This window comes from Castellaniella sp. (assembly GCF_049651205.1).
GTDB lineage: Bacteria > Pseudomonadota > Gammaproteobacteria > Burkholderiales > Burkholderiaceae_B > Castellaniella.
Genome location: NZ_JBASBR010000007.1, coordinates 109135 through 132556 on the forward strand (window position 1 = coordinate 109135; position 23422 = coordinate 132556).

The 23422-nt window shown below is 57.0% G+C and carries 25 protein-coding genes; 18 read left to right on the plus strand and 7 right to left on the minus strand.

Annotation, left to right across the window (positions count from 1 at the left end; translation table 11 throughout):
* Positions 1-1311 (minus strand): sn-glycerol-3-phosphate ABC transporter substrate-binding protein UgpB, encoded by a 1311-nt coding sequence (gene ugpB, locus WA928_RS04110; protein WP_417277104.1) that lies wholly within the window; start codon positions 1309-1311, stop codon positions 1-3.
* 136 nt (positions 1312-1447) lie between these two features.
* On the opposite strand from ugpB, the gene proC reads away from it, so the two are divergent.
* From proC to WA928_RS04140, 6 genes are all read left to right on the plus strand, one after another.
* Entirely contained in the window at positions 1448-2284 is an 837-nt protein-coding gene (gene proC / locus WA928_RS04115) for a pyrroline-5-carboxylate reductase (RefSeq protein WP_350384056.1), read from the plus strand.
* 162 nt (positions 2285-2446) lie between these two features.
* Positions 2447-3565, plus strand: a complete 1119-nt coding sequence (locus WA928_RS04120; protein ID WP_417250877.1) for a high-affinity branched-chain amino acid ABC transporter substrate-binding protein — start codon at positions 2447-2449, stop codon at positions 3563-3565.
* An 84-nt stretch (positions 3566-3649) separates the two neighbouring features.
* Positions 3650-4579 carry a high-affinity branched-chain amino acid ABC transporter permease LivH gene (livH, locus tag WA928_RS04125; protein WP_350384052.1) on the plus strand — a complete coding sequence of 310 codons (930 nt, stop codon included), beginning with the start codon at positions 3650-3652 and terminating at the stop codon, positions 4577-4579.
* Positions 4576-5805: a high-affinity branched-chain amino acid ABC transporter permease LivM gene (gene livM / locus WA928_RS04130; protein WP_424301103.1), complete on the plus strand. Its 1230-nt coding sequence runs from the start codon at positions 4576-4578 to the stop codon at positions 5803-5805. Before livH ends, livM begins: the two co-directional genes overlap by 4 nt.
* The gene (gene livG / locus WA928_RS04135) at positions 5802-6566 is read left to right on the plus strand and encodes a high-affinity branched-chain amino acid ABC transporter ATP-binding protein LivG (protein WP_350384049.1); all 765 of its coding nucleotides are present in this window, start codon (positions 5802-5804) and stop codon (positions 6564-6566) included. The genes livM and livG overlap by 4 nt, the downstream gene beginning before the upstream one ends.
* Before the next feature lie 2 nt (positions 6567-6568).
* The gene (locus WA928_RS04140; protein ID WP_350384047.1) at positions 6569-7270 is read left to right on the plus strand and encodes an ABC transporter ATP-binding protein; all 702 of its coding nucleotides are present in this window, start codon (positions 6569-6571) and stop codon (positions 7268-7270) included.
* Between the two features lie 116 nt (positions 7271-7386).
* Here the strand turns inward: WA928_RS04140 and WA928_RS04145 are convergent, their stop codons facing one another.
* Positions 7387-7998 carry a glutathione S-transferase family protein gene (locus WA928_RS04145; RefSeq protein ID WP_417276856.1) on the minus strand — a complete coding sequence of 204 codons (612 nt, stop codon included), beginning with the start codon at positions 7996-7998 and terminating at the stop codon, positions 7387-7389.
* A gap of 182 nt (positions 7999-8180) precedes the next feature.
* Here WA928_RS04145 and WA928_RS04150 point away from each other — a divergent pair, with 182 nt between their 5' ends.
* Genes WA928_RS04150 through WA928_RS04175 form a run of 6 tightly spaced genes read left to right on the plus strand, consistent with a single transcriptional unit; the run spans position 8181 to position 13290 of the window.
* Entirely contained in the window at positions 8181-9155 is a 975-nt protein-coding gene (locus WA928_RS04150) for a D-2-hydroxyacid dehydrogenase (RefSeq protein WP_424299956.1), read from the plus strand.
* A gap of 50 nt (positions 9156-9205) precedes the next feature.
* The gene (locus WA928_RS04155; RefSeq protein WP_424299959.1) at positions 9206-10249 is read left to right on the plus strand and encodes a type I glyceraldehyde-3-phosphate dehydrogenase; all 1044 of its coding nucleotides are present in this window, start codon (positions 9206-9208) and stop codon (positions 10247-10249) included.
* Positions 10250-10308: 59 nt separating this feature from the next.
* On the plus strand, positions 10309-11712 hold the full coding sequence (gene fumC, locus WA928_RS04160) for a class II fumarate hydratase (RefSeq protein WP_350384039.1): 1404 nt from the start codon (positions 10309-10311) through the stop codon (positions 11710-11712).
* Between the two features lie 3 nt (positions 11713-11715).
* On the plus strand, positions 11716-12090 hold the full coding sequence (locus tag WA928_RS04165) for a DUF488 domain-containing protein (protein ID WP_424299962.1): 375 nt from the start codon (positions 11716-11718) through the stop codon (positions 12088-12090).
* A gap of 13 nt (positions 12091-12103) precedes the next feature.
* Positions 12104-12433: an NfeD family protein gene (locus WA928_RS04170; RefSeq protein WP_350384036.1), complete on the plus strand. Its 330-nt coding sequence runs from the start codon at positions 12104-12106 to the stop codon at positions 12431-12433.
* Entirely contained in the window at positions 12430-13290 is an 861-nt protein-coding gene (locus WA928_RS04175) for a slipin family protein (RefSeq protein ID WP_424299966.1), read from the plus strand. The genes WA928_RS04170 and WA928_RS04175 overlap by 4 nt, the downstream gene beginning before the upstream one ends.
* Here WA928_RS04175 and WA928_RS04180 read toward each other — a convergent pair.
* On the minus strand, positions 13175-13663 hold the full coding sequence (locus tag WA928_RS04180) for a redoxin domain-containing protein (protein WP_350384034.1): 489 nt from the start codon (positions 13661-13663) through the stop codon (positions 13175-13177). The two genes, WA928_RS04175 and WA928_RS04180, sit on opposite strands and share 116 nt — an antisense overlap.
* A 164-nt stretch (positions 13664-13827) precedes the next feature.
* On the opposite strand from WA928_RS04180, the gene WA928_RS04185 reads away from it, so the two are divergent.
* Both WA928_RS04185 and nadB read left to right on the plus strand, forming a co-directional pair.
* A complete protein-coding gene (locus WA928_RS04185; protein WP_424301107.1) occupies positions 13828-14154 on the plus strand; it encodes a c-type cytochrome in 327 nt (108 codons plus the stop codon).
* Between the two features lie 131 nt (positions 14155-14285).
* Positions 14286-15929: an L-aspartate oxidase gene (gene nadB, locus WA928_RS04190; RefSeq protein WP_424299969.1), complete on the plus strand. Its 1644-nt coding sequence runs from the start codon at positions 14286-14288 to the stop codon at positions 15927-15929.
* Positions 15930-15997: 68 nt separating this feature from the next.
* Here the strand turns inward: nadB and nadC are convergent, their stop codons facing one another.
* Complete coding sequence (gene nadC, locus WA928_RS04195; RefSeq protein WP_424299972.1) at positions 15998-16882, minus strand: carboxylating nicotinate-nucleotide diphosphorylase; 885 nt, start codon at positions 16880-16882, stop codon at positions 15998-16000.
* Positions 16879-18015, minus strand: coding sequence for a quinolinate synthase NadA (gene nadA, locus WA928_RS04200; protein ID WP_350384028.1), 1137 nt, complete (start codon positions 18013-18015; stop codon positions 16879-16881). Before nadA ends, nadC begins: the two co-directional genes overlap by 4 nt.
* Before the next feature lie 234 nt (positions 18016-18249).
* On the opposite strand from nadA, the gene WA928_RS04205 reads away from it, so the two are divergent.
* Positions 18250-19056 (plus strand): motility protein A, encoded by an 807-nt coding sequence (locus WA928_RS04205; protein WP_424299975.1) that lies wholly within the window; start codon positions 18250-18252, stop codon positions 19054-19056.
* Positions 19053-20396, plus strand: coding sequence for an OmpA family protein (locus WA928_RS04210; RefSeq protein WP_424299978.1), 1344 nt, complete (start codon positions 19053-19055; stop codon positions 20394-20396). The genes WA928_RS04205 and WA928_RS04210 overlap by 4 nt, the downstream gene beginning before the upstream one ends.
* A gap of 75 nt (positions 20397-20471) precedes the next feature.
* Here the strand turns inward: WA928_RS04210 and WA928_RS04215 are convergent, their stop codons facing one another.
* Positions 20472-20768 carry an acylphosphatase gene (locus tag WA928_RS04215; RefSeq protein WP_424299981.1) on the minus strand — a complete coding sequence of 99 codons (297 nt, stop codon included), beginning with the start codon at positions 20766-20768 and terminating at the stop codon, positions 20472-20474.
* A gap of 90 nt (positions 20769-20858) precedes the next feature.
* Between WA928_RS04215 and WA928_RS04220 the strand changes: the two genes are divergently transcribed.
* On the plus strand, positions 20859-21623 hold the full coding sequence (locus WA928_RS04220) for an SDR family NAD(P)-dependent oxidoreductase (protein ID WP_424299984.1): 765 nt from the start codon (positions 20859-20861) through the stop codon (positions 21621-21623).
* Between the two features lie 55 nt (positions 21624-21678).
* Here the strand turns inward: WA928_RS04220 and WA928_RS04225 are convergent, their stop codons facing one another.
* Positions 21679-22473 carry a hypothetical protein gene (locus tag WA928_RS04225; RefSeq protein ID WP_424299987.1) on the minus strand — a complete coding sequence of 265 codons (795 nt, stop codon included), beginning with the start codon at positions 22471-22473 and terminating at the stop codon, positions 21679-21681.
* A 130-nt stretch (positions 22474-22603) separates the two neighbouring features.
* Between WA928_RS04225 and WA928_RS04230 the strand changes: the two genes are divergently transcribed.
* The gene (locus WA928_RS04230) at positions 22604-23422 is read left to right on the plus strand and encodes an RsiV family protein (RefSeq protein WP_424299990.1); all 819 of its coding nucleotides are present in this window, start codon (positions 22604-22606) and stop codon (positions 23420-23422) included.

Sequence of the window (23422 nt, forward strand, 5' to 3'; positions counted from 1 at the left end):
TTACTTGACGCTCTTCTCGAAACGTTCCAACAGAGCATCGCCTTCGGTGGTCATCTTCTTCAGCCCATCCTCGGGGCTGACTTTACCAGCGAAGATTTGCTCCATTGTGCTGTCTTCAATATCGCGGATCTGGGGCAGATATCCCAGCCGGATGCCTCGAGAATTGGCAGTAGTATCGGCATTGAGCTGTTGCACGGCCACTTCCGTACCAGGGTTTTTCTCATAGAAACCGGACTTTTTGGTTTCTTCGTAGCCTGCTTTGGTGACTGGGACATAACCAGTGTTCTGGTGCCAGGCTGCAGCTTGTGCAGGGCTGGATAGAAACTTGAAGAATTTGACTACCCCTTTGTAGGTGGCATCCGACTTGCCGGAGAACACCCATAATGATGCGCCGCCAATAATGGAGTTTTGTGGCGCGCCTTTGACATCGGGATAATAGGGCAGGGTAGATGTGCCGAAAGCAAACTGACCATTTTTGAGAATGGACGCCCGCATGCCGCTTGAACCGGTATACATGCCGCACTTGCCCGACGTAAACAGGGCGTTGCCGGCATCACCCCGGCCCCCGTAGGTGAACTCACCGGCCTTGGCCATATTGGACAAAAAGGTGAGATGCTTTTTAAACAGAGGGCTATCCAGTTGCAACCGTGCGCCTAAACCACCAAAACCATTATCCAGCGAGGCATACGGAACGTTGTGCCAGGCAGCGAAGTTTTCAAGCAAAACCCAGGAGGGCCATGCGGTGGAATACCCGCATTCCATGCCTGCAGCACGCAGCTTTTTAGCTGCATCGGCAAGCTCAGGCCAGGTCTTGGGTGGTTTGTCGGGATCGAGGCCCGCCTTTTTGAAAGCATCCTTGTTGTAATACAGCACCGGGGTGGAGCTGTTGAACGGCATCGACACCAGCTTGCCTTCGGGCGACGAATAATAACCGGCTACTGCACCCAGAAAACCGGATGGATCGATAGGATCACCCACTTTTTCAGACAAGGCCTGCACAGGTTGTACAGCCCCCTTGGCATACATCATCGTGGCTGTGCCAACTTCAAACACCTGGAGAATATCGGGCGCGTTACCTGCACGGAACGCGGCAATACCAGCATTCATGGATTCGCCATAGGCGCCCTTGTACACCGCATGCACAACATAATCCGACTGACTTGCGTTGAAATCCTTGGCGATAGCGTCAACGCGCTCTCCGAGGGGACCTTCCATGGAATGCCAGAACGTGATGTCGGTTGCTGCATTGGCTGCTCCGGCGCTGGCCAGCAGGGCCGCAAGCATCGTCAAACGAGAAATACGAAATGCCATTGAAATCTCCTTGAGGGTGTCCACCAATTATGCCGTGGCGGATGCGGGGCATTATAGGTACCTATTGTGAACAGTTCTGGTCAGATTTGACAATCCCTGTTTCCCGCAAGCAAATGGGCTCGTACAATACAGCGCTATGGAAAAAAATAATCTTTCACTGGCACTCGTGGGGGGTGGCAACATGGCCAGCGCCCTGGCCAGCGGCCTGATGGGCCGAAGCTGCCTGGCACAGGATGTTCACGTCATCGACCCTAGCGCCGATACCCGGCAGCAATGGGAAACCCAAGGCACCACCACGGCTGCCGAACCCTCTGCACGCCTGTCCGAGTGCAAAGTATGGTTCTTTGCCGTCAAGCCGCAGATCATGTCACAGGTGGTACCGCTTTGCCGGCCCTGGCTGCGCCCCGACACTCTGGTGATCAGTATTGCAGCGGGCATCCCCGCCGAAGCAATTGCCCGGTGGCTGGGCACTGACGCTACCCCCTATCAACAGGTTGTCCGTTGCATGCCCAACACGCCGGCCCTGATCGCCTGCGGTATGACCGGCATGGCCGCCTTGCCTGGGGTGACCGATCCCGATCGCCAATTGGCCGAGACCCTACTGCGCTCGGTTGGCGACGTGCTTTGGGTAGAAGACGACGCAGCCATTGATGCGGTAACCGCAGTCTCTGGCAGTGGGCCAGCTTATGTATTTTTGTTTCTCGAAGCCCTGATTGCTGCAGGCGTCGAGCAGGGCTTGTCGCCCCAGCATGCCCGCCAGCTCGCTTTGGCCACATTTCATGGCGCCACCCAACTGGCAACGCTCTCACCCGACACCCCTGATGTGCTGCGTCAACGGGTTACCTCCAAAGGCGGCACAACAGCAGCCGCCCTGCAAGTGTTTCAAGAGCGTCAACTTCCAGACATCATGCGCGAGGCTGTGGCTGCTGCCGCTCACCGTGCAAAAGAGCTCGCCCAAGAGTTTTCAAAGTAACAGCCTTTATCAGGGATTAACCGTAGTGACACCTCCGGAGCAAGTCGTCAGAATACGCCTGCCGCTCAGGGCGGAAGCAGAAAACCAACGCTTCACGCCCCTGGCTCAAGCACCCGATCGGGTTCTTTCATACCAGCGGCGCCTCTACCGGAGACATCCCGAATGACGTTCACTTTGCGTATCACCCCCGTTATTTTGGCTTTTGGCGCAATGTCGCTGGCGGCCGGGGCACACGCCGACACACTCAAGATCGGCATCCCCCAGCCCATGACAGGCCCCAACACTCAGTACGGAGACCAGATCCAGGCTGGTGCACTCACAGCCATTGATGCGCTTAATGCTGCCGGCGGCATCAAAGGCATGCAAATCGAAGCCCTGCTGATTGACGATGGCTGCGAACCCAAACAGGCCGTTCCTGCAGCCAACCGTGTGGTCAACTCGGGTGCCAAATTTGCGGTGGCACACGCCTGCTCGGGCACTACCGTGCCTGCCGTCAATGTCTACGAACAAGAAGGCATTGTCGCGATCACCCCGGGTGCAACTTCGCCCCTGGTTACCGACACCATCAAGCCGCATTACTTCTTTCGCACCATCGGCCGCGACGACCAACAAGGCCCGTTTGCAGCCGATTACATTGCCAAGCAAATCAAACCACAAAAAGTGGCCATTTTGCACGACAAGCAAACCTATGGCTCTGGTGTCGCTACCCAGGTACAAAAATCCCTCGAGAAAGCCGGCGTCAATATCGCCATGTTCGAAGGGATCAACGTAGGCGACAGTGATTACTCTGCAGTCATCTCCAAGCTCAAGGCGCTGGGCCCCGATCTGATTTACTTTGGTGGTTACCATCCTGAGCTTGGCTTATTGCTGCGCCAGGCACGCGAACAAGGGCTGGATACCCAATTTATGGGTCCTGAAGGCGTTGCCAACAAAGATCTCACTGCCATTGCTGGCCCGGCAGTCGATAAGCTTCTGGTAACCTTGCCAGCCGATTTCACGAAGCGTCCCGGCAATGAAAAGATTCTCGAGAACTTCAAGCAATACAAACGCAGCCCGGATGGTGCGTTTACCATGACAGCCTATGCGGCTGTTCAAGTGCTGGCAGACAGCATCAATGCCGTGGGTCCTGATCCCGACAAAGTTGCTGATTACATGCATAAAAACAGCTTTGATACTGGTATTGGCAAAGTAGACTACGATGCGAAGGGCGACCTCAAACATTTCGAGTTTGCTGTGTTCCGTTGGGACGCCAACGGCAACATGACCCAGATCCAGCCTTAAGGGCTCGGCAGGCCCTGGTCACGGCCGGGGCTGTTTTCGGCAAGGCCTTCGGGCTTTGCCATCACCTTGTATATCCCCGCCATTATGTCCGACTTGCTCCCTCTACTGACGCAACAGCTGTTTAACGGCCTGTCGCTTGGTGCCATCTATGCGCTGATCGCGATCGGCTACACCATGGTCTACGGCATTATTGGCATGATCAATTTCGCCCATGGCGAAATCTACATGATCGGTGCCTATGTTGGCTTGGTTACGCTTTCTGCGATCGGCATCAATAGCGGCCTGCCACTACCCATCATGATCCTCATCATGTTGATCATGGCAATTCTGGTCACGGCCGTCTATGGTTTCGCCGTCGAAAAAGTAGCCTATGCACCGCTGCGCAACAGCCCCCGGCTGGTTCCCCTGATTTCCGCCATCGGTATGTCCATTTTTCTGCAAAACTGGGTAGCCACCGGGCAGGGCGCCCGCGACATGGCCGTCCCGGCGCTGATCAACGGCTCAGTTAATTTCACCATCGGGGCCAGTGATTTCTCCGTCACCGCGCCATACTCCAGAATCCTCATTATCGTAGTAACGATCCTGATGATGCTGGGACTGACACTTTTCATTAAGTACTCGCGCACCGGACAAGCCTCCCGGGCCTGCTCGCAAGATCTTCACATGGCCAATCTGCTGGGCATCGACACCAGCCGGATCATCTCGTTCACCTTCATGATTGGCGCCATGATGGCTGCCGTCGGTGGCGTGCTGATTGCACTTGCCATCGGCAAGCTCAATCCGTTTATTGGCTTCATCGCCGGAATCAAGGCATTTACCGCCGCCGTCCTGGGAGGCATCGGCAGCATCCCCGGCGCAATGCTGGGCGGTGTGCTGCTGGGCCTGGCCGAAACCTTCGCAGCCGCATTTATTTCATCGCAGTACAAGGATATTGTTGCCTTCCTGCTGCTCGTCTTCATCCTGATGTTCCGTCCCACGGGGCTATTGGGTAAACCCGAGGTGGAAAAGGTCTGATGATGCACAACCTCAAGAATTCTTTCATTGCCGCACTGATGGCGGGCGTTATCATCGCGCCTGTGTATGGCCTGCAGATTCTACGCAAAGGTCAGGAAACCTATCTGCAACCCGACTGGAAAATGATCATCGGCGGCATGCTGGCGGTCTTTATATTCCAGATGGTGCGACCACTGCTGTCACGTCGCAAAAAAACCAGCAAGTTCAAATTCCAGATACCCGCCATCACCGACAGCATGCGCCACAAAGCCATTATTGTGCTGGTGCTGTTTGCCATTGTCTGGCCATTTTTCTCTGGCCGGGCCCAAGTGGACATCGCCACACTGGTCCTGATTTACGTCATGTTGGGCCTGGGGCTCAATATCGTGGTCGGGTTTGCTGGTTTGCTCGATCTGGGCTTTGTCGGCTTTTATGCCACCGGCGCCTATACCTATGCACTGCTTTATCACTGGGCAGGGTGGGGCTTCTGGGAAGCACTGCCCTTTGCCGGGCTGGTGTCAGCGCTGTTTGGTTTTGTGCTGGGGTTCCCGGTATTGCGTCTGCGAGGCGATTACCTTGCAATCGTCACTCTGGGTTTTGGCGAAATCATCCGCCTGCTGCTTATCAACCTCTATAGTTTCACAGGCGGCCCGGACGGCATCTCAGGTATTCCCAAGCCTTCGTTCTTTGGCTATCAAATGACGCGCCGCTCGATGGACGGTACGCCCACTTTTCACGAGATGATGGGCTGGACGTTTAACAGCGAGCACGTCGTAGTGTATCTGTACCTGATGGCCCTGCTGCTGGTGCTGTTTACCTTGTATTTCACCAGTCGTCTGATCCGCATGCCCATTGGCAGGGCCTGGGAAGCCTTGCGCGAAGATGAGATCGCTTGCCGCTCGCTGGGTCTCAACCCCCGCAATATCAAATTGTCGGCCTTCACTATGGGTGCCATGTTTGCAGGCTTCGGCGGCGCGTTTTTCGCAGCACGCCAGGGCCTGGTCAATCCCGAATCCTTTACCTTCATTGAATCCGCACTGATTCTGGCCATCGTGGTATTGGGTGGCATGGGGTCTCAGCTTGGCGTGATCCTGGCTGCCATACTGCTTACTGTTGTACCCGAAATCGCCCGCGAGTTCGCCGAATACCGCATGCTGATTTTTGGCCTGGTGATGGTTGCGATGATGGTGTGGCGCCCCCAAGGCCTGTTACCAGTAAAACGCCCGCAAGTGGAACTAGAATCATGAGTGAATCTTTATTGCAGGTCAGCGGGCTGACCATGCGGTTTGGTGGCCTGCTGGCTGTCGACCAAATTGATTTTGACGTTCGCAAGAACGAAGTCTTTGCCATCATCGGCCCAAACGGCGCCGGCAAGACCACGGTTTTTAATTGTGTGGGCGGTTTCTACAAACCCACCACCGGACGCATTACCATGGACAGCAAGCCCATCACCGGCCTGCCCAGCCATAAGGTGGCGCGTCACGGCCTGGTGCGCACATTCCAAAATGTGCGTCTATTTAAAAACCTGACAGTCCTCGAAAATCTTTTGGTGGCCCAGCACACGCTGATGCAAACCGGTTTACTGCAAGGTTTGTTCAAGCTGCCATCCTTTCGCCACTCAGAGTCTGAGGCCAAGCAGCGGGCGGTTCAGTGGCTGGATTTCATGAATATTCGCGAGTATGCCAACCGCGAAGCAGGCAACCTGGCCTACGGCCACCAGCGCCGCCTCGAGATTGCCCGCTGCATGATCACGCAACCGCGATTGCTGATGCTCGACGAGCCCGCAGCCGGCCTGAATCCTCAAGAAAAACACGATCTCTCCCTCCTGATCGACCAGTTGCGCCGCGAATACGGTGTCGCTGTGTTGCTCATCGAGCATGACATGAGCCTGATCATGGGCGTCTCAGATCGCATTCTGGTCATGGAGCACGGCAAACCCATCATTACCGGCCTGCCCGAGGAGGTCCGCACGGATCCCCGTGTCATCAAAGCTTATTTGGGGGAATAACCGTGCTCAAACTAGAAAACGTCAGTACGTTTTACGGCGCCATTCAGGCACTCAACGAAGTCTCTGTTGAAGTCAACCAGGGTGAGATCGTTACCCTGATTGGTGCCAATGGCGCCGGTAAAACCACCTTGCTCATGACGGTCTGCGGTAATCCCCGTGCACGCTCTGGGCGCATCACCTTCGAGGGCGAGGACATCACCGAACAGCCCACTCATACAGTGATGCAACGAGGAATCGCCATTTCACCAGAGGGTCGTCGGGTATTTCCCGACCTCACCGTGGCCGAGAATCTGAACATGGGCGCATTTTTTCTCAATAAGTCCCAAACCGAAGAAAGCATGGAGCACGTCTTCGATCTGTTTCCACGCCTTAAAGAACGGGCCAACCAACGGGCAGGCACGATGTCCGGAGGCGAGCAGCAAATGCTGGCCATCGGCAGGGCGCTGATGACACGTCCCAAGCTCTTGTTGCTTGACGAACCCACACTGGGCTTAGCTCCGCTGATCATTGCGCAGATCTTCGACATCATCCGCACCATCCGGGAAGAGGGTGTCACGGTGTTTTTGGTTGAGCAAAATGCCAATAAGGCACTGCAGGTGGCCGACCGCGGTTACGTACTGGAAACCGGTAAAGTGGTGCTGGCTGATACCGGCGCAAATCTGCTCAGCAATGACGAAGTACGCAAGGCCTATCTGGGCGCGTAATCGGCCAGTAAGCCAATAGAACAAGGCCAGTGCCGGCGCTGTAAGGAGATCACAGCAAACCGGCACTGGCCTTGTTTTTACAGCAGCCTTACCACCAATGATTATTGCAGGCTGCCTTAGATAAGGCCTTGTGCCTTCAGAGCTGCTTGCACGCCGGGATCTGCCTGCATGCGTTGCTGAAACTTGCGAAGATTTTCCATGTCGGGCAAAGCAAGTTGCTTGGCATCAGCCCACATCAGCAAGACAAACAGATAGGGATCCGCCACAGAGCGCTGCTCACCCAACCATTCGCGGCCCTTCAGGCGCTGATTGGCGAGGGCAAACATACCCTTGAGCTTTTCGACGGCCTTGCTGGCAAGCACCTTGCCAATGGCCTCGTCGCCACCGCTAAAGTACGGTGCCCCAAAGACCAGGGCAAACGTGCGGTGCATGTCCGAATTGCAAAAGCTGAGCCAACGTCGTGCTTCAGCACGTGTACGCGGGGTGTCGCCCAGCAAATTGGCCTCAGGATTCAGTTCAGCCAGGTAATCGAGAATCGCCGCACTTTGAGTCAGTACGAAGTCGCCATCCACCAGAGTAGGCACTGCGCCAGCCGGATTGAGCTTGAGGTATGCGGGCTCTTTGGTTTGCTCACGGGTCAGGCGCTCGGTTTCGTAGGGTTTGCCAATCCACTCGAGTGCGATATGGGTAGCCAGCGGGCAGGCCCCAGGAAAGTAATAAAGCTTCATGAAGTTTCTTCCATCAGTGTGAAATCCACCTGCTGTTATACCACCGCAAAAGAGACAGGGCTGTCCGTGGCCATACACGCTCAGGGTCGACTTCCCGCCACAACGGCACTAAACCCTGACGGGCTTGGCTTAGAGTAGACTAGAGACTCATTGACGCTTTGACTGAGAAGAAAGGCCCGTCCATGGACCCACTGCACATCGTATTTCTGGATAGAGGCACTGTCCCGGCATCCATTGATATCCCTGCACCAGCTGTGCCCCACGAATGGGTTTCTTATACAAAGACATCCCCCGACGAAGTCGTCGAGCGTATTCGTACTGCAGATATCGTTGTCACCAACAAAGTGGTGCTCAATGCCAGCATACTGCAGCAGGCCCCGCAACTTAAAATGATTGCCCTTACGGCCACCGGCACCGACAACATCGACCTCGATGCCTGCAATCACCGGAGCATCATTGTCTCCAACGTGCGCGAGTACGCCGTGCACTCCGTGCCCGAGCACGTCTTTGCACTGATGCTGGCCCTCAGGCGCAATCTGTTGGCATACCATCAATCGGTGGGGCGGGGACGCTGGCAGGAAAGCAACCAGTTTTGCTATTTTGATTATCCGATCCAGGATCTTGCCGGTGCAACACTGGGCATCATTGGCCGAGGAGCCCTCGGAGAAGCCGTGGCTGAAATCGCCCGCGCCTTTGATATGAGAGTGCAATTTGCAGCCCGCCGGGATACCGATGCCCCTGCTGAAGACTACACATCATTCAGCCATGTTTTGCGCACCAGTGATGTCATCAGCCTGCATTGTCCGCTCAATGCCCAAACACGCAACATGATCTCGGCAGACGAGTTCTCGCTGATGGAGCGCAAGCCCCTGCTCATCAACACAGCCCGAGGCGGATTGGTGGACGAGGTCGCCCTGGGACGCGCGCTCGAAACCGGACAGATCAGCGGCGCAGGGTTTGATGTTGCCACGCAGGAACCCCCGGCACCCGATCACCCTTTATTAAAACTGCTGCGATTTCCAAATTTCATCCTGACTCCGCACGTGGCCTGGGCCAGCCAGGAAGCCATCCACGGGATGGCCAAACAGGTTTGCAACAACATCGAGGCCTTTTGCAATGGTTCGCCCCGCAATGTGGTAGCTGGATTCAGTGGCTAAGAAAACCGTGGCAACACCATGTGCATCATGCAGGCCCCAAATTAATCCCCATGTCTAAGCCCTTGAAAATCGCCATCAATGGCTATGGCCGTATTGGCCGTTGCGTTTTACGCGCCCTGATCGAATCCGGACATTACGGCGCTGTGCAGGTGGTGGCCATCAACGAGCCCGCTGATCTGCAGTCGATGGCTTATCTGACGCAGTTTGATTCCACCCATGGCGTTTTCCCAGGCGAAGTCAGCGTCACTTCATCGGGATTGCGAGTTGCCGGCCAGGACATTGCCGTTTTTCATGCCAACACGCCGGCAGACGTCCCTTGGGCCTCGCTGGGCCTGGATCTGGTACTTGAATGCTCGGGTGCCTATGGCAGCCGGGACGCGCTCAATGCCTTTCTTGACGCGGGATGCCCCCGCTTGCTGGTGTCCAACCCAGGTCACAGCGCAGGAGACGTCGATTGCACGATTGTGCATGGCACCAATGATCTCGAACTACGGGCCTCACACCGGATCGTATCTGCAGCATCCTGCACCACCAACAGCGTTGTTCCCATTCTTGATCTGCTGGATCGCCATCTAGGGGTGGAAAGCGCATTTCTGACCACCTTGCATTCGGTGATGAACGACCAGCCCATGATCGACGGCTATCACCATTCTGATTTGAGGCGTACCCGATCGGCCATACAATCGATTGTGCCGGTAACTACCGGCCTAGCCCAAGGTGTAGAACGCCTTTTGCCCCAACTTGCCGGACGCATCCAAGCCAAGGCCGTCAGGATGCCCATTCTTAACGTATCCGCAATCGACCTCACTGCCAATCTGGCACACGCCACAACGGTGGAAAATCTCAATGCGCTGATACAGGACGCCGTGTTGGCACATCCCAGGCTGCTAGCCTGGACCCAACAACCTCATGCGTCCATCGACTTCAATCACAATCCCCACTCTGCAATCGTGGATCTCGGACAAACCCGCGTCAACAACGGGCAGTTTGTCAATCTGCTGATTTGGTTTGACAACGAGTGGGGGTTTGCCAACCGGATGATCGATCTGGCTCTTGCGTGGGCCAGATTGTTTCGCGGCACCAGCATAAGCTAGCGTCGGCGCATTCCGTTTTTACCTTCACTTCAATCGAAACGATACAGGAGCTTGATATCATGGCTGATAGCCGTACTGAAACCGATTCCATGGGACCCATCGAGGTACCCAGCGCCCATTACTGGGGAGCCCAGACCCAGCGGTCAATTCAAAACTTTCCGATTGGCGTGGCTCGTTTTCGTTGGCAGCCTCCGGTGATTCACGCCTTGGGCGTTTTGAAAAAAGCCGCTGCGCAGGCTAACACCGAGCTCGGCGAGCTTCCGGCAGATATCGGCAAACTGGTTGAACAGGCCGCCACCGAAGTCATCGACGGGAAACTCAATGCCGAGTTTCCGCTGGTGGTGTTCCAGACAGGTTCGGGCACTCAATCCAACATGAACGCCAATGAAGTCATCTCCAACCGGGCGATCGAGCTGGCAGGGGGGGCCATGGGATCCAAATCACCCGTGCACCCCAATGATCACGTCAATCGCGGGCAATCCTCCAACGATACGTTTCCGACAGCCATGCACATCGCCGTGGCAACCGAGCTGGCACGGCATCTGTTTCCATCGGTAGGCAAGTTGCGCGCCACTCTGGATGCCAAAGCCCAGGCCTTCGAGAAAATCGTCAAAACGGGCCGCACCCACTTGCAGGATGCCACCCCCATTACCCTGGGCCAGGAAATCAGTGCCTGGGTGGCACAAATTGATTTTGCCCTGGACGCAGTGCAAGCCGCATTGCCTGGTGTCTACGACCTGGCCATCGGGGGTACAGCGGTTGGTACCGGCCTAAACGCCCATCCGCGTTTTGGCGAACTGGCGGCCGCCCGCATCGCAGACATCACCGGTTTACCGTTTCGCAGCGCAGAAAACAAATTTTTTGCTTTATCGGCTCATGATGCACTGGTCAATATGTCGGCTGCCCTGCGCACGCTGGCTGGCGCACTGATGAAAATCGCCAATGATGTGCGCTGGCTGGCCAGTGGCCCACGTTGCGGCATCGGAGAGCTCACCATTCCCGAAAACGAGCCAGGCTCGTCCATCATGCCGGGCAAGGTAAACCCCACACAATGCGAAGCCATGACCATGGTCTGCGTTCAGGTGTTTGGTAACGACGCGGCTGTGGCCTTTGCGGGTTCACAAGGCAACTTCCAGCTTAATGTCTACAAACCTGTCATGGTTCACAACGTGCTCGAAAGCATCGGTCTGCTGGCGGATGCCTGCCTGTCATTCGACGAGCACTGCGCCCTGGGGATCGAACCCAACGCCGAGCGTATTCAGCAAAACCTGGAAAAAAACCTGATGTTGGTGACGGCCCTAAATCGCCACATCGGCTACGACAAAGCCGCCGCCATCGCCAAAAAGGCCCATAAAGAACACAGTACCCTGCGGCAGGCCGCTTTGGCGCTGGGTTTCCTGACAGATGCGCAGTACGATGAATGGATCATCCCTCTGGATATGACGCATCCCAGTAAAGGCTAAGCCATGACAAACCGAGTCCAGATCAAACGTGCCTACGACGCCCCCGCAAATAGCGACGGCTATCGTGTCCTGGTCGATCGACTCTGGCCTCGGGGCATCTCCAAACAAACCTTGCACCACGACCAATGGTGCAAGGATCTCGCTCCCAGCACTGATTTACGGAAGTGGTTCGATCACAAACCCGAACGCTGGGAGAAATTTCATGAAGATTACCTGGCCGAGCTGGCGACCGAACAGGCGACCAAACAAATCGACGAGATTCTGGCAGCCACCAAAAGCGGCAAGATCACCTTGCTCTATGGTGCCAAGGATACCGAACACAATCAGGCTGTCGTGCTTGCCGAGCTCATGAACCGCCGCGATCAGCACGCGCGCTGACGGAGATCTGCAGATGCTGCTGCTTTATTTTGGCACTCAATCCGTGTGGGCGCTGATTCTGCTTGGACTGGTGATCGTACTGGCGGCCGTCATCGGCATCCAGGCCCATCGCAGCCGGGCGTTGGGTGGCAACGAAGAACTGCTCGGGATGCTGGGCGAGGTCACCGATCAACCCGACGCGCGCGGAACCAGTCGTGTTCTGGTGCGCGGTGAAATCTGGCAGGCCCGATCAGACACGGCCATCAGCCCCGGCCAAACCATCCGGGTCAAGCGTGTGCGCGGGCTGGTGCTGACTGTCGAGCCCCTGCCTTCCGGTGACAAAATTTCTGGAGAATCCTCATGATGTTTCTCGACCTGGGCTCGGGAGTGAGCCTGCTGGTACTACTCTTTTTATTACTGGTGCTCTTCAAGCTGTTCCACATTCTGCGCGAATACGAACGTGCGGTGATCTTTACGCTGGGGCGCTTTACAGGCTCAAAGGGGCCTGGCCTGATCATCGTGATTCCGTTCCTGCAGCAATTGGTCAGGGTGGATATGCGGGTGATCACCATGGATATTCCACCCCAGGACGTGATCTCCCGGGATAACGTCTCGGTACAGGTCAATGCGGTGGTGTATTTCCGGGTGGTTGACCCCGGAAAAGCCATTATCCAGGTAGAGCATTTTCTGGAAGCCACCAGCCAGCTGGCGCAAACCACGCTACGGGCCGTGCTGGGCAAGCACGAACTCGATGAAATGCTCTCTGAACGCGAAAAGCTGAATACGGACGTCCAGACCATCCTGGATGCGCAAACAGACGGTTGGGGGATCAAGGTCACCAACGTTGAAATCAAGCACATCGATCTCAACGAGACCATGGTGCGTGCGATGGCCAGGCAAGCCGAGGCCGAACGCGATCGTCGCGCTAAGGTTATCCATGCCGAAGGCGAGCGCCAGGCCGCGCAGGCGCTGGCAGACGCTGCCAATATGTTGGCGCAAGAGCCCTCTGCCATGCAACTGCGATATCTTGAAACCCTCACTCAGATCGCCGGAGACAAATCATCGACACTGGTGTTTCCGGTGCCCATTGACTTGCTGGCCGGCTTTATGGGGCCATCGAATCCGCTTCGGACAGCAGTTGCCCAATCACCGCGCCCACCCGTAGGTCATCCAACTGGCCAAAGTGATGCAGCCGAACCCGGCCCTGAGCATCCAGAATAATCAGGGTAGGGGTACCTTGCATGCGCCAGGCTTGCATGGTGCAAGGAATAGGATTGCCACGAGGATCTGGGCGGTCGATACCCACAGGAAAATGAATCCGGTATTCGTGCAGGAACGCCCGCAAGGCCACTTCCTGCATGGCCTCGTGATGCTCAAAAACCGTGTGCAATCCTATCACCTGCAGGCGCCCCACCGGAAACATCTGATGAATGGCGCGTGCCTGGGGAATACCATGCGAAACGCATCCTGGGCATAGCATCTGAAACGCGTGCACCACCACAACCGTACCGCGCAGATCAGCCAGCGACAACGGGGCATCGACATTAAGCCAGCGCTCAACATCCCATTCGATGGCGTTTTCGCCCTGTACCATGATGAACACCTCCGGTTGGTTCAACTATCATCATAGGACGCCTGTCCTGCGCAGGGAAGGCCTACAATACGCACCAGTATTTGCCTGGCCCACAATGCTTCATGGTGTAATGTTGGGCTGATCACCATCCAACTTCATTGACAACTGGAGACTCACTCATGAAACTGTCTGCACTGGCCCTATGTGTTCCTTTGCTGGCTCTGGGTACTGCTGCCCACGCTGCCCCCGATTTTGCACAAGTCAAAGACATTCTCACCAAAAACGCCTGCCTGGCCTGTCATGCTGTAGACAAAAAAGTGGTCGGCCCGGCCTACGCAGAAGTTGCGGCCAAGCACAAAGGTCAGGCAGATGCAGCCGCTGTGCTCACCAAGCACATCAAAGAAGGCAGCACCGGCAATTACGGTCCTATCCCGATGCCTCCCAACGCAGGGATCTCCGACGCCGATATCAAAACAGTGGTCGAATGGCTGGTGGCCGGTGCCCCCCAGTAAGCATTCTGTACTGAGAACCCTGCAGGCAGCCCAAGGCTGAGGCAGGGTTTTTTGCTTTCTTTGCCATCCCGACAGGCTGATGGGCTGGCACGCATCGCTGCGCAGCACCAGCCATTTCACCAAGCAGGGATATGGGCGAACATTATTACGACGTACTGATTATCGGCAGCGGGCTCTCAGGCCTTACTGTTGCCTTGCACCTGGCAGCAGACAAAAAAGTGGCACTGGTCTCCAAGAAAGCACTGCTGGATGGCTCCAGCAATTGGGCCCAAGGAGGAATCGCAGCGGTTCTGGATTCCCAGGACAGCCACGAACGTCACGTAGAAGACACGCAAATTGCCGGGGCCGGCCTGTGCGACGCCGAAGCCACCCGCCACATCGTGCAGCAAGGCCCCTCAGCCATCAACTGGCTGATTCAGCTGGGCGTACCTTTTACCCCAGACCAAAGTGCCGAGCTGGGCTTTCACCTTACACGCGAGGGTGGTCACAGCCAGCGAAGAATCATCCACGCTGCAGACGAAACCGGCCATCTGGTACAGCTGACGTTAGAACAGCAGGTACGGGCGCACCACAATATCACCTTGCTCGAGCATCACTCGGGGGTCGAACTCATCACCAGCCGCATTCTTGATGCCACTGGTGCTGCGACACCCTCGCCACACACGCCGGCCCGATGCCTGGGCGCCTATGTTTACGACGAGCAGGCCGACCAGGTGCGCACCATACTGGCGGGCCAAGTGGTGCTGGCCACCGGTGGCGCCGGCAAAGTCTATCTGCACACCAGCAACCCGGACACCTCTACGGGCGACGGTATCGCCATGGCCTGGCGAGCAGGGTGCCGTGTGGCCAATATGGAGTTCATGCAGTTTCACCCCACGTGCATGTACCACCCACAAGCAAAGTCTTTTTTGATTTCCGAAGCCGTGCGAGGCGAGGGCGGTGTACTGCGCCTGCCAGCCTCGGCCGGTGCCCAGGCGGGCGAGCGCTTCATGCAATGGCACGACGAGCGCCTGGAGCTGGCACCACGGGACGTCGTGGCCCGCGCCATTGATTTCGAAATCAAAAAGCGAGGACTCACGCACGTTGATCTGGACATCAGCCATCGCCCTCCCGAATTCATTCGCGAGCATTTTCCCACCATCCACGCACGCTGCCTTGAATTTGGCATTGACATGACAAGCATGCCGATTCCGGTGGTGCCGGCGATGCACTTTACCTGCGGTGGCGTGGTGATTGACCTAAACGGCCGCACTGATATCCCTGGCCTGTACGCGGTGGGTGAAACTGCCTATACAGGCTTGCACGGTGCCAACCGGCTGGCCAGCAACTCTTTGCTGGAGTGTCTGGTGATTGGCCGCAATGCAGCCCACGCTATCGACGCCCAGCCCCGTGAGGCACCCACAGAAGCCAAAGTGCCTGATTGGGATGACAGCCGGGCACGCGATGGTGTCGAAGCCGTACTGGTAACTCATGCCTGGGACGAAGTCCGGCGCCTGATGTCCAACTACGTCGGCATTGTGCGGACTCAAAAGCGCCTGAATCGCGCCCAGCAACGGATCCACCTGCTTGAGCAGGAAATCGAAGCCTACTATCAAGAATACCGGGTAACCAGCGATCTGCTTGAGTGTCGCAACCTGATCCAGGTGGCCGCACTGGTGGTGGTGGCAGCCTTGTCACGCAAAGAAAGCCGCGGCCTGCATTATTGTCAGGATTTTCCCTGGACACTGCCTAAAGCCCTGCCCACGGTGATGACCCCTGAAGAAGGGTTTCGCTAGCCAAAAGCACCTATGCCCGGCGCATTTGGGCTTAGGGCCGGGCATGGTAAATATCACCAATAACGCAATTACATGATTCGCAAAGAGTAATCGACCGCCTTGATGTCTTTGGTGAGGCTGCCCACCGAGATACGATCGACACCCGTTTGAGCAATCGCACGCACGGTGCCGTGAGTAATGCCTCCAGAGGCCTCCAGCACGGCCCGGTCTTGATTCAGCCGCACGGCTTCGCGCAGATCCTCGAGCGGGAAATTATCCAGAAGCACTGATTTCGCCCCTGCCGCCAGCGCCTGCTGAAACTCGTCCAGAGACTCGACCTCGATTTGCACAGGCACACTGCCCGGCAAATTGTCCGCCGCCTGAAGGACGTGGGCAATCCCGCCAGCAGCCGCAATGTGGTTTTCTTTGATGAGAACGCCGTCATACAAGGCCAGGCGCTGGTTTTTTCCACCACCCACCCGCACTGCATATTTTTGCCCCAGGCGCAGCCCTGGCAAGGTTTTGCGGGTGTCCAGCACAGCGGCTCGCGTGCCAGTGACAAGCTCTGCATATCGACGGGTAGCAGTCGCTACGCCCGAAAACAGCTGCAAGAAATTAAGGGCTGTGCGCTCGGCTGTGAGCAAGCCACGGGCAGGACCATGCAAGCGGCACACCACAGCCCCCGGCTCCATCCAATCGCCTTCTGCATAGCACCAATCCAGCACGATACGCGAATCGACCCGGCGCATGACTTCTTCAAACCAGGGAGCACCACACAATACGGCCGCTTCACGCACAATCACCCGCGCGGTCTTAACCAGATCCTCAGGGATCAGCAGGCCGGTGATATCTCCTGTGCCGACGTCCTCGGCCAGAGCCTGATCGATGTGTGCATCGAAAGCCGCCTGCAGAGCGGGCGGGAAGGGGGCATGGGGGTTATGCAATGTCGACATCATGCGATCTTGTGAACTCATGCCGGCCCAACGTTTGAGAACAGGGCCTGCTCCTGTGCAAGATCAGCGCCCGGCCGCACATTACGGCGTTTGGCCGCAGCAAAATCCAGCATGCGATCAATACACACTTTGGCCTTGCGCCCCAAGGCAGGATCCAGTTTGACCTCATTGTGGTCAAACTCAAGTGCATCGGCCACACCTTTAAGGGAATTCATGGCCATCCAGGGACAGTGAGCACAGCTTTTACAGGTGGCAGATTCCCCAGCTGTGGGCGCTGCAATAAAGGTTTTATCCGGTGCCGCCAGCCGCATTTTGTGCAACAGGCCTTGGTCGGTAGCCACGATAAACGTGGTAACCGGGGATTCAGTAACCGCCTTGAGCAACCGGGAGGTAGAGCCCACCACGTCGGCCTGGGCCACCACAGAGGCCGGGGATTCCGGGTGTACCAGGATCTGCGCATCTGGATAATCCTTGCGCATGAGGTCGAGCTCGACCCCTTTGAACTCATCGTGCACGGTGCAGGACCCCTGCCACAACACCATATCGGCGCCCGTCTCTCGCTGAATATAAGAGCCCAGGTGACGATCGGGTGCCCAAAGGATCTTCTTGCCCTGACGATGGAGATCGGCAACGATATCCAGCCCGATGGAAGACGTCACCATCCAGTCGGCTTGCGCCTTTACAGCGGCACTGGTGTTGGCATACACCACAACGACGCGATCGGGATATTGTGCTCGAAACTGCGCAAACGCCAACGGATCACAGCCAAGATCAAGAGAGCAGGTGGCATCGAGATCGGGCATCAGGATGCGTTTTTCGGGGCTGAGAATCTTGGCCGTTTCTCCCATGAAACGCACACCGGAAACAACTAGCGTCTGGGCCGGATGATCGCGCCCAAAACGGGCCATTTCAAGGGAATCCGACACACAGCCGCCGGTTTCTTCGGCGATATCCTGGATATCGGCGTCGACATAATAATGGGCAACCAATGCCGCGTTGCGTGCTTTAAGCAAATGGCGAATGCGGTTTTTCTGAAATTCGCGTTCTTCGGACGACAGCGGCGGGTTGACCCGCGCCCAAGCCTCGGCAACATTGAGTGTGCCATTAGCCATGTCCGGACGATCGAACGCTACGATTCGAGTACCAGAGAGCATGATATGAAGGGGTGAGATAAAACACAACAGACTGAAGAATCATACGACAAAGGCGTACAGACTGTCGGGATGACCGCTTCTACAAGCAGGATTCTGTCCTTTTCTTCTTATTTATCTTACTTTACATAATACACATTATGCGTATTAAAGTGATGAGATATATCCCGAATGGGCCCAAATTAGGACTCAAGGTAAGATGCTGGTTTACGGTAACCCAGGCTGCCTGCTTTTGCCATGCGCATCAATCCTTCTACCCTGATAGGCATCGTCACCAGCATTTTGTTGCTGGCACTCGTTCTGGCGTTTTCAGCCGACGATCCGCGTCTGTTTATTGATTGGCCCGGGCTTGGCATTGTTCTGCTGGGCACTGCCGCTGCAACCTTCATTGCGTACCCTTTGCGCGAGGTCTTGCGCATTTTCGGATTAATGGGCAGCGTGGTGCGCCACGAAAAACTTCACGCCGAGCGCGACCTCGAAGATCTTGTCGAGATCTCCAGAATCTGGATGCAAAGCGATATCCGGGCTGTAGAGAACGCTCTGGAAAAAGTTTCCAATCCATTTCTGCGCAGCGGCGTGCAACTGGTCATCGATAACGTCCCCGAACAAGACATCATCGATTTGCTGCAATGGCGCATGGCCCGCATGAAAGCCAAAGAACAGGCAGAAGCCCAGCTGTTCAGGATCATGTCGGGTTTTGCACCTGCTTTTGGGATGGTCGGCACCTTGGTGGGCTTGGTCAACTTGCTGTTTTTGCTGGGTGGCGGCGATATCAGTGCCATTGGACGGCAGATGGCGCTGGCCCTGATGACAACCTTCTACGGTGTGCTCCTGGCCAATCTGGTGTTCAAGCCAATTGCCGTCAAGCTCGAGCGGCGCACCGAGCAGCGCCTGGTTTTAATGAACACCATCACGCAAGGCATCTCGATGATGAGTCAAAAGCGCAGCCCGGCGATGATGCGCGAAACACTCAAAGCCTTCGTCGCTGACGTGCAGGACGAAATCAAAGACAGTGCTCCCCGCACACGCACCCAATCCTCATGAAATCCGGTCCCGTCGAACTCCAACCCGCCCGCGAGTTCATGCAGCGGATGCAGGTGCTCGAAGCCGAGCTGCAACGTGCACGGAAGGTGGCCCATCGCCACAGAACCAGCCCAGACGCCACAGCACGCTGGGGCCTGGAACCCAGGCCCGCGCCAGAACACGAGGAAGGCTGGTTTCTAACCTACCTGGATATGATGACCTTGCTTCTGGTCGTCATGATCGTCATGCTGGCCTTCTCCGGCAGGCTAGTTGGCGGGCTGTCAGCCCCCGACGCGCCCGGCCGGTCTGCATCGCCCCCCTCGACCTCAGCCGCACCTGCCACGGGTAACTACGCCTCCCACGCACCGGCAGCATTGCCTGATTCTCAGGCCGACACGGCCTCTGCAGATATACCAGCACCCGACACCACGCTACCCTACCCGGCTGCACCAGACACCGCGTTCGAGCAATCAGCATACCCAGACCACGCAACCGCAGTGATCGCTTCCGCTTACCCGACACCGGCCGATCTCGCACCGCCGCCCAAACCCCAACCCCCGGCAACTCCGACGCCAAGTCCTGAACCTGCAGCAGTCAGTGCAGTTTCACCCGACAGCCCGGCACCCAACCAACCAGCAACCATACAAGCACCCACAACATCTGTGGCTGGCAGCACTGCCGCCCAGACACCCACAGCGCCAAAACCCGCCGTTGCACAAGCTACAGACACCCCCAGCCATGCACCACAGCTGCCAGCAGATCAGTCAGCCGCTCCGGCAACTGCTGTGCAGTCAGCCGCTCCCCAAGTGCCTGATAACAACACCAGCACCACAGCGACATCTATCCACACACCAGCCAGTCCACCCCCAGACAAACCAGCCGGTCCATCAGAAGGCCAGGCACTGGCTGCCGCCCTGCCCCTGGACGAACTCGGCAGCGAAGTCGAGGTTGTGGTCAACCAGCGCTCCGTCAGCCTGCGTATCAATAACGAAATTCTCTTTGGTACCGGACAGGCTGACCTCAGTGCCCACGGGTCGGATGTCCTCAAGCGCATGGCTGAAGTTCTGGCCAAAGGCGGCTACAACATCGTCGTAGAGGGCCACACAGATTCGATTCCGGTGCGTGGCAACGGGCGATATCCGTCAAACTGGGAGCTCTCGACTGCACGCGCAGGCAGCGTGGTGCGGTATCTGTTGGCCAACGGCGTGGATAAAGCACACCTGAAAGCAGTGGGCTATGCCGACACGCGCCCCATCGCCAGCAACAAGGATACCGAGGGACGCGCAAAAAACCGTCGGGTTGAGCTTGTCATCGAAAAACCAGCCACCGAGGACAAGCTGCTTGAGCGCGAGCAGCCTTAACGCTTAGCCGCCGCAGGCTTGGCACACGCCAAACCGCATCCCACAGACGACAGGCAGACGACGAGCGCACAGGGATCAGATCTGCTCGAAGCGCTCGTAGAGCCTCTCGGTTTGAACCTCTTCGTGATGCACCTGACGTACCCGTGCGTCCGGCGGCCCCTGCAGCAGCCAGGACAGCATCTGGTCGACCGTCTGGTGCGGCCCTTGCAGCAATGCTTCGACACGGCCGTCCGCCAGATTACGCACCCAGCCACCCAGCTTCAATGCGTGGGCCTGCCGAACCGTAGCCGCCCGAAAACCGACCCCTTGAACCTTGCCTTCGATCAGGACGGACAGGGTCTCGGTGGAATGGCGCGTATGCAGAGACTTCATGGTGGTGTCAATGGTATCGTTGTAAATTGCAGCCGCCACACAGTGGCGCCTGTGGCTTGCCTAGGCGATATTTTGACACAAGGAGATTTCATGGCTGGTTCTTCCCCTCGCGTTGCTCTGGTTACTGGCGCATCCGCTGGTTTTGGTGCAGCTATCGCACGACGACTGCTGTCTGAAGGCTATACCGTCATCGGCGCTGCACGGCGTCTGGATCGCCTGCAAGACATCCACGCCGAGCTCGGAGAACGCTTCAGCCCAGTGGTCATGGACGTCACCGATCCGGCATCCGTCGAGCAAGGCTACACCTGGATATGCGAGCGGTTTGCCGGCTTGGATGTTCTGGTAAACAACGCTGGCTTGGCCCTGGGAGTGGCGCCGGCCCACGAAGCCAAAATGGCCGACTGGGAACGCATGATCGCCACCAATGTTCTGGGTCTGACACGCCTGGTGCACTGTGTTTTGCCGGATATGGTGAAGCGCAATCAGGGACACATCATCAATATTGGTTCTACCGCCGGTAACCACCCCTACCCTGGCGGCAACGTTTACGGCGCCACCAAGGCATTTGTACGCCAGTTAAGCCTGAATCTCAGGGCCGACCTCTGGGGTACCCGTGTCCGGGTCACCAACATCGAGCCCGGCCTGTGCGGTGGCACCGAATTCTCTTTAGTGCGGCTGGGCGATCAGACACGTGCCGAGGCGGTGTACGAAGGTGCAAATCCCCTGACCGCTGATGATATTGCCGACGCTGTGGCCTGGGTGGCAACCCGCCCCGCACGAGTCAATATCAACACACTCGAGCTCATGCCTGTGTCGCAGGCCTTCGCCGGGATGAGGATACACCGCGAATCCTGATTTTTAAGGCGGCGTCGGCATCCGCCAACACCGCCGGTAATACCCCCCAGGCCCGCTAATTCTTTAGCAGCATCAGCGTCAATGAGCGTGGCTGGATGATGGTGGAGCCTGTAAAAGGCCTATCATACGAGGCAATCAGATACAGCGTGGCACCAAACCCCAAAGAAAACAGAATCAGTGCTAGCACCATCGCGCGCCGTTGCGGCGCGTGAAGCTCGCAGATCACGCAAGCAGCTACAAACAACAACACCAGCACCGCAATCCACTTGGTGGCCACCACTTTCCCACTGGCAACCAGCAAGCGCTGATTGCGGGCTTTTTCGATCTCTTGTGTGTAATGACGTAAATCCATAGCAGCCAGGCGCCAGCCAGTGCGCTCAGGGCCTGCGTCTGCGGCCGCCACATCCACCTGAACCGAGGTTTGTTCCAGGGCGTCAAGCAAGCTCTCCGCCTTGGCGCTGGACTGCCCGTTGCCCATCAAGGGCCACTCTTGCTCGACCACCTCACGGATATAATCGCTGACTAGGCCTGTCGCCTGATCGAGGAGCCCGGGCGGAAGATGTTGTGCCACCCGCAAAGTATCCGACACTGCAATGGCTTCTTGCTCGACAGCGATCCGGCCACGGTTTTCCTGTTGCCAGACATCTGATGCCACAAAGGCAATCACCAGCCCCGCCGGCAGCAAAATACCCGATAACATGGTGTTGACCATGGCGGTGCCACGACGATTGGGCCAAGCCAGGCGAAACAGCCAGATAGCCCCCCAGGACAGGACGGTAATCAGGCCCACGACCATCACACAGAAAATAAACAAAAGACTATCAGGCAACTGATACATGAAGTCGAACATGCGGTCTCCTAAAGCCGGCTGTGGTAGATTCTGAAGCATATTGCTACGGCGCTCAAGATATACCGGCATATTCTGTTTTAGCCTGGCACCGGCGCAGTCACCTTCACGTTTAATCAAGGGATACTGGTACATGCATACCCTTCAGCGCACCCGCTCATCACGATCCTGGCACCTGGGTCTTGTCTTGCCCCTGGTTCTTGCACTGTCTGCGTGCGCCAGCGGGCCACAGGATGGCGCACCATTGATTCCGGCAGAAACGGCCGAAACCACTGCCGCAGACGGACTGTTTGCACAGCCCGTGAAATGGTCGGCCAAGCGGCCTGGCTGCACCGGAGAATGTCCAAAGCTGGTACTCGACTCGCTCGCGTTTCCTGGCCATCCACAGCTCACCACACTGGTGGACCACGCTTTAGCGGCCATGACCTGGCTGGACACCCAGCGTCAGGCACCCTACAGCACCGTGCAGGCGTATCAAGAATATTTCTGGAAAACAGCAGGCCCCCGTGACGAAACCGACCTGATTGCCAAGCTTCGCTATCGCAATACGCGGTTAACCGTGGTTGAGCTCATTGCCGGCCAATATCGCACAGGCATGGCGCACGGCATGACCGGCACCCAGCTGATTAATTGGGACAACCAAAGCAATCAGGTACTGACAATCGACCAACTGCTTGCCCCCGGCGCCCGGCCGGCGTTTGATACCGCATTAAAGCAAGCCCACAGCCGCTGGCTGCAGGCCCACCAGGATGCCGTACAAGACATGGACAGCTTTGCGCGGATGTGGCCGTTTGTGAGCAGCGACAATGTCGGCCTGACTGACCAGGGCCTGCTGGTGAAATATCAGCCCTACGAGATTGCTCCTTATGCCTGGGGCCAGCCGGAGATCATGATCTCCTACCCGCAGTTGCGGGGCATCCTGAAATCCCGCTACCTGCCGCCAGGCAGCTAA

Excerpts from the sequence above, each read along its gene's own strand:
- livH (WP_350384052.1), top strand. The coding sequence starts at position 3,650 with ATGTCCGACTTGCTCCCTCTACTGACGCAACAGCTGTTTAACGGCCTG.
- WA928_RS04120 (WP_417250877.1), top strand. The coding sequence starts at position 2,447 with ATGACGTTCACTTTGCGTATCACCCCCGTTATTTTGGCTTTTGGCGCA.
- WA928_RS04170 (WP_350384036.1), top strand. The coding sequence starts at position 12,104 with ATGCTGCTGCTTTATTTTGGCACTCAATCCGTGTGGGCGCTGATTCTG.
- ugpB (WP_417277104.1), bottom strand. The coding sequence starts at position 1,311 with ATGGCATTTCGTATTTCTCGTTTGACGATGCTTGCGGCCCTGCTGGCC.
- WA928_RS04205 (WP_424299975.1), top strand. The coding sequence starts at position 18,250 with ATGCGCATCAATCCTTCTACCCTGATAGGCATCGTCACCAGCATTTTG.
- WA928_RS04145 (WP_417276856.1), bottom strand. The coding sequence starts at position 7,998 with ATGAAGCTTTATTACTTTCCTGGGGCCTGCCCGCTGGCTACCCATATC.
- nadC (WP_424299972.1), bottom strand. The coding sequence starts at position 16,882 with ATGAGTTCACAAGATCGCATGATGTCGACATTGCATAACCCCCATGCC.
- WA928_RS04225 (WP_424299987.1), bottom strand. The coding sequence starts at position 22,473 with ATGTTCGACTTCATGTATCAGTTGCCTGATAGTCTTTTGTTTATTTTC.
- WA928_RS04150 (WP_424299956.1), top strand. The coding sequence starts at position 8,181 with ATGGACCCACTGCACATCGTATTTCTGGATAGAGGCACTGTCCCGGCA.
- WA928_RS04175 (WP_424299966.1), top strand. The coding sequence starts at position 12,430 with ATGATGTTTCTCGACCTGGGCTCGGGAGTGAGCCTGCTGGTACTACTC.
- fumC (WP_350384039.1), top strand. The coding sequence starts at position 10,309 with ATGGCTGATAGCCGTACTGAAACCGATTCCATGGGACCCATCGAGGTA.
- livG (WP_350384049.1), top strand. The coding sequence starts at position 5,802 with ATGAGTGAATCTTTATTGCAGGTCAGCGGGCTGACCATGCGGTTTGGT.
- WA928_RS04230 (WP_424299990.1), top strand. The coding sequence starts at position 22,604 with ATGCATACCCTTCAGCGCACCCGCTCATCACGATCCTGGCACCTGGGT.
- WA928_RS04165 (WP_424299962.1), top strand. The coding sequence starts at position 11,716 with ATGACAAACCGAGTCCAGATCAAACGTGCCTACGACGCCCCCGCAAAT.
- nadB (WP_424299969.1), top strand. The coding sequence starts at position 14,286 with ATGGGCGAACATTATTACGACGTACTGATTATCGGCAGCGGGCTCTCA.
- WA928_RS04155 (WP_424299959.1), top strand. The coding sequence starts at position 9,206 with ATGTCTAAGCCCTTGAAAATCGCCATCAATGGCTATGGCCGTATTGGC.
- WA928_RS04210 (WP_424299978.1), top strand. The coding sequence starts at position 19,053 with ATGAAATCCGGTCCCGTCGAACTCCAACCCGCCCGCGAGTTCATGCAG.
- WA928_RS04180 (WP_350384034.1), bottom strand. The coding sequence starts at position 13,663 with ATGGTACAGGGCGAAAACGCCATCGAATGGGATGTTGAGCGCTGGCTT.
- WA928_RS04215 (WP_424299981.1), bottom strand. The coding sequence starts at position 20,768 with ATGAAGTCTCTGCATACGCGCCATTCCACCGAGACCCTGTCCGTCCTG.
- WA928_RS04220 (WP_424299984.1), top strand. The coding sequence starts at position 20,859 with ATGGCTGGTTCTTCCCCTCGCGTTGCTCTGGTTACTGGCGCATCCGCT.
- proC (WP_350384056.1), top strand. The coding sequence starts at position 1,448 with ATGGAAAAAAATAATCTTTCACTGGCACTCGTGGGGGGTGGCAACATG.
- nadA (WP_350384028.1), bottom strand. The coding sequence starts at position 18,015 with ATGCTCTCTGGTACTCGAATCGTAGCGTTCGATCGTCCGGACATGGCT.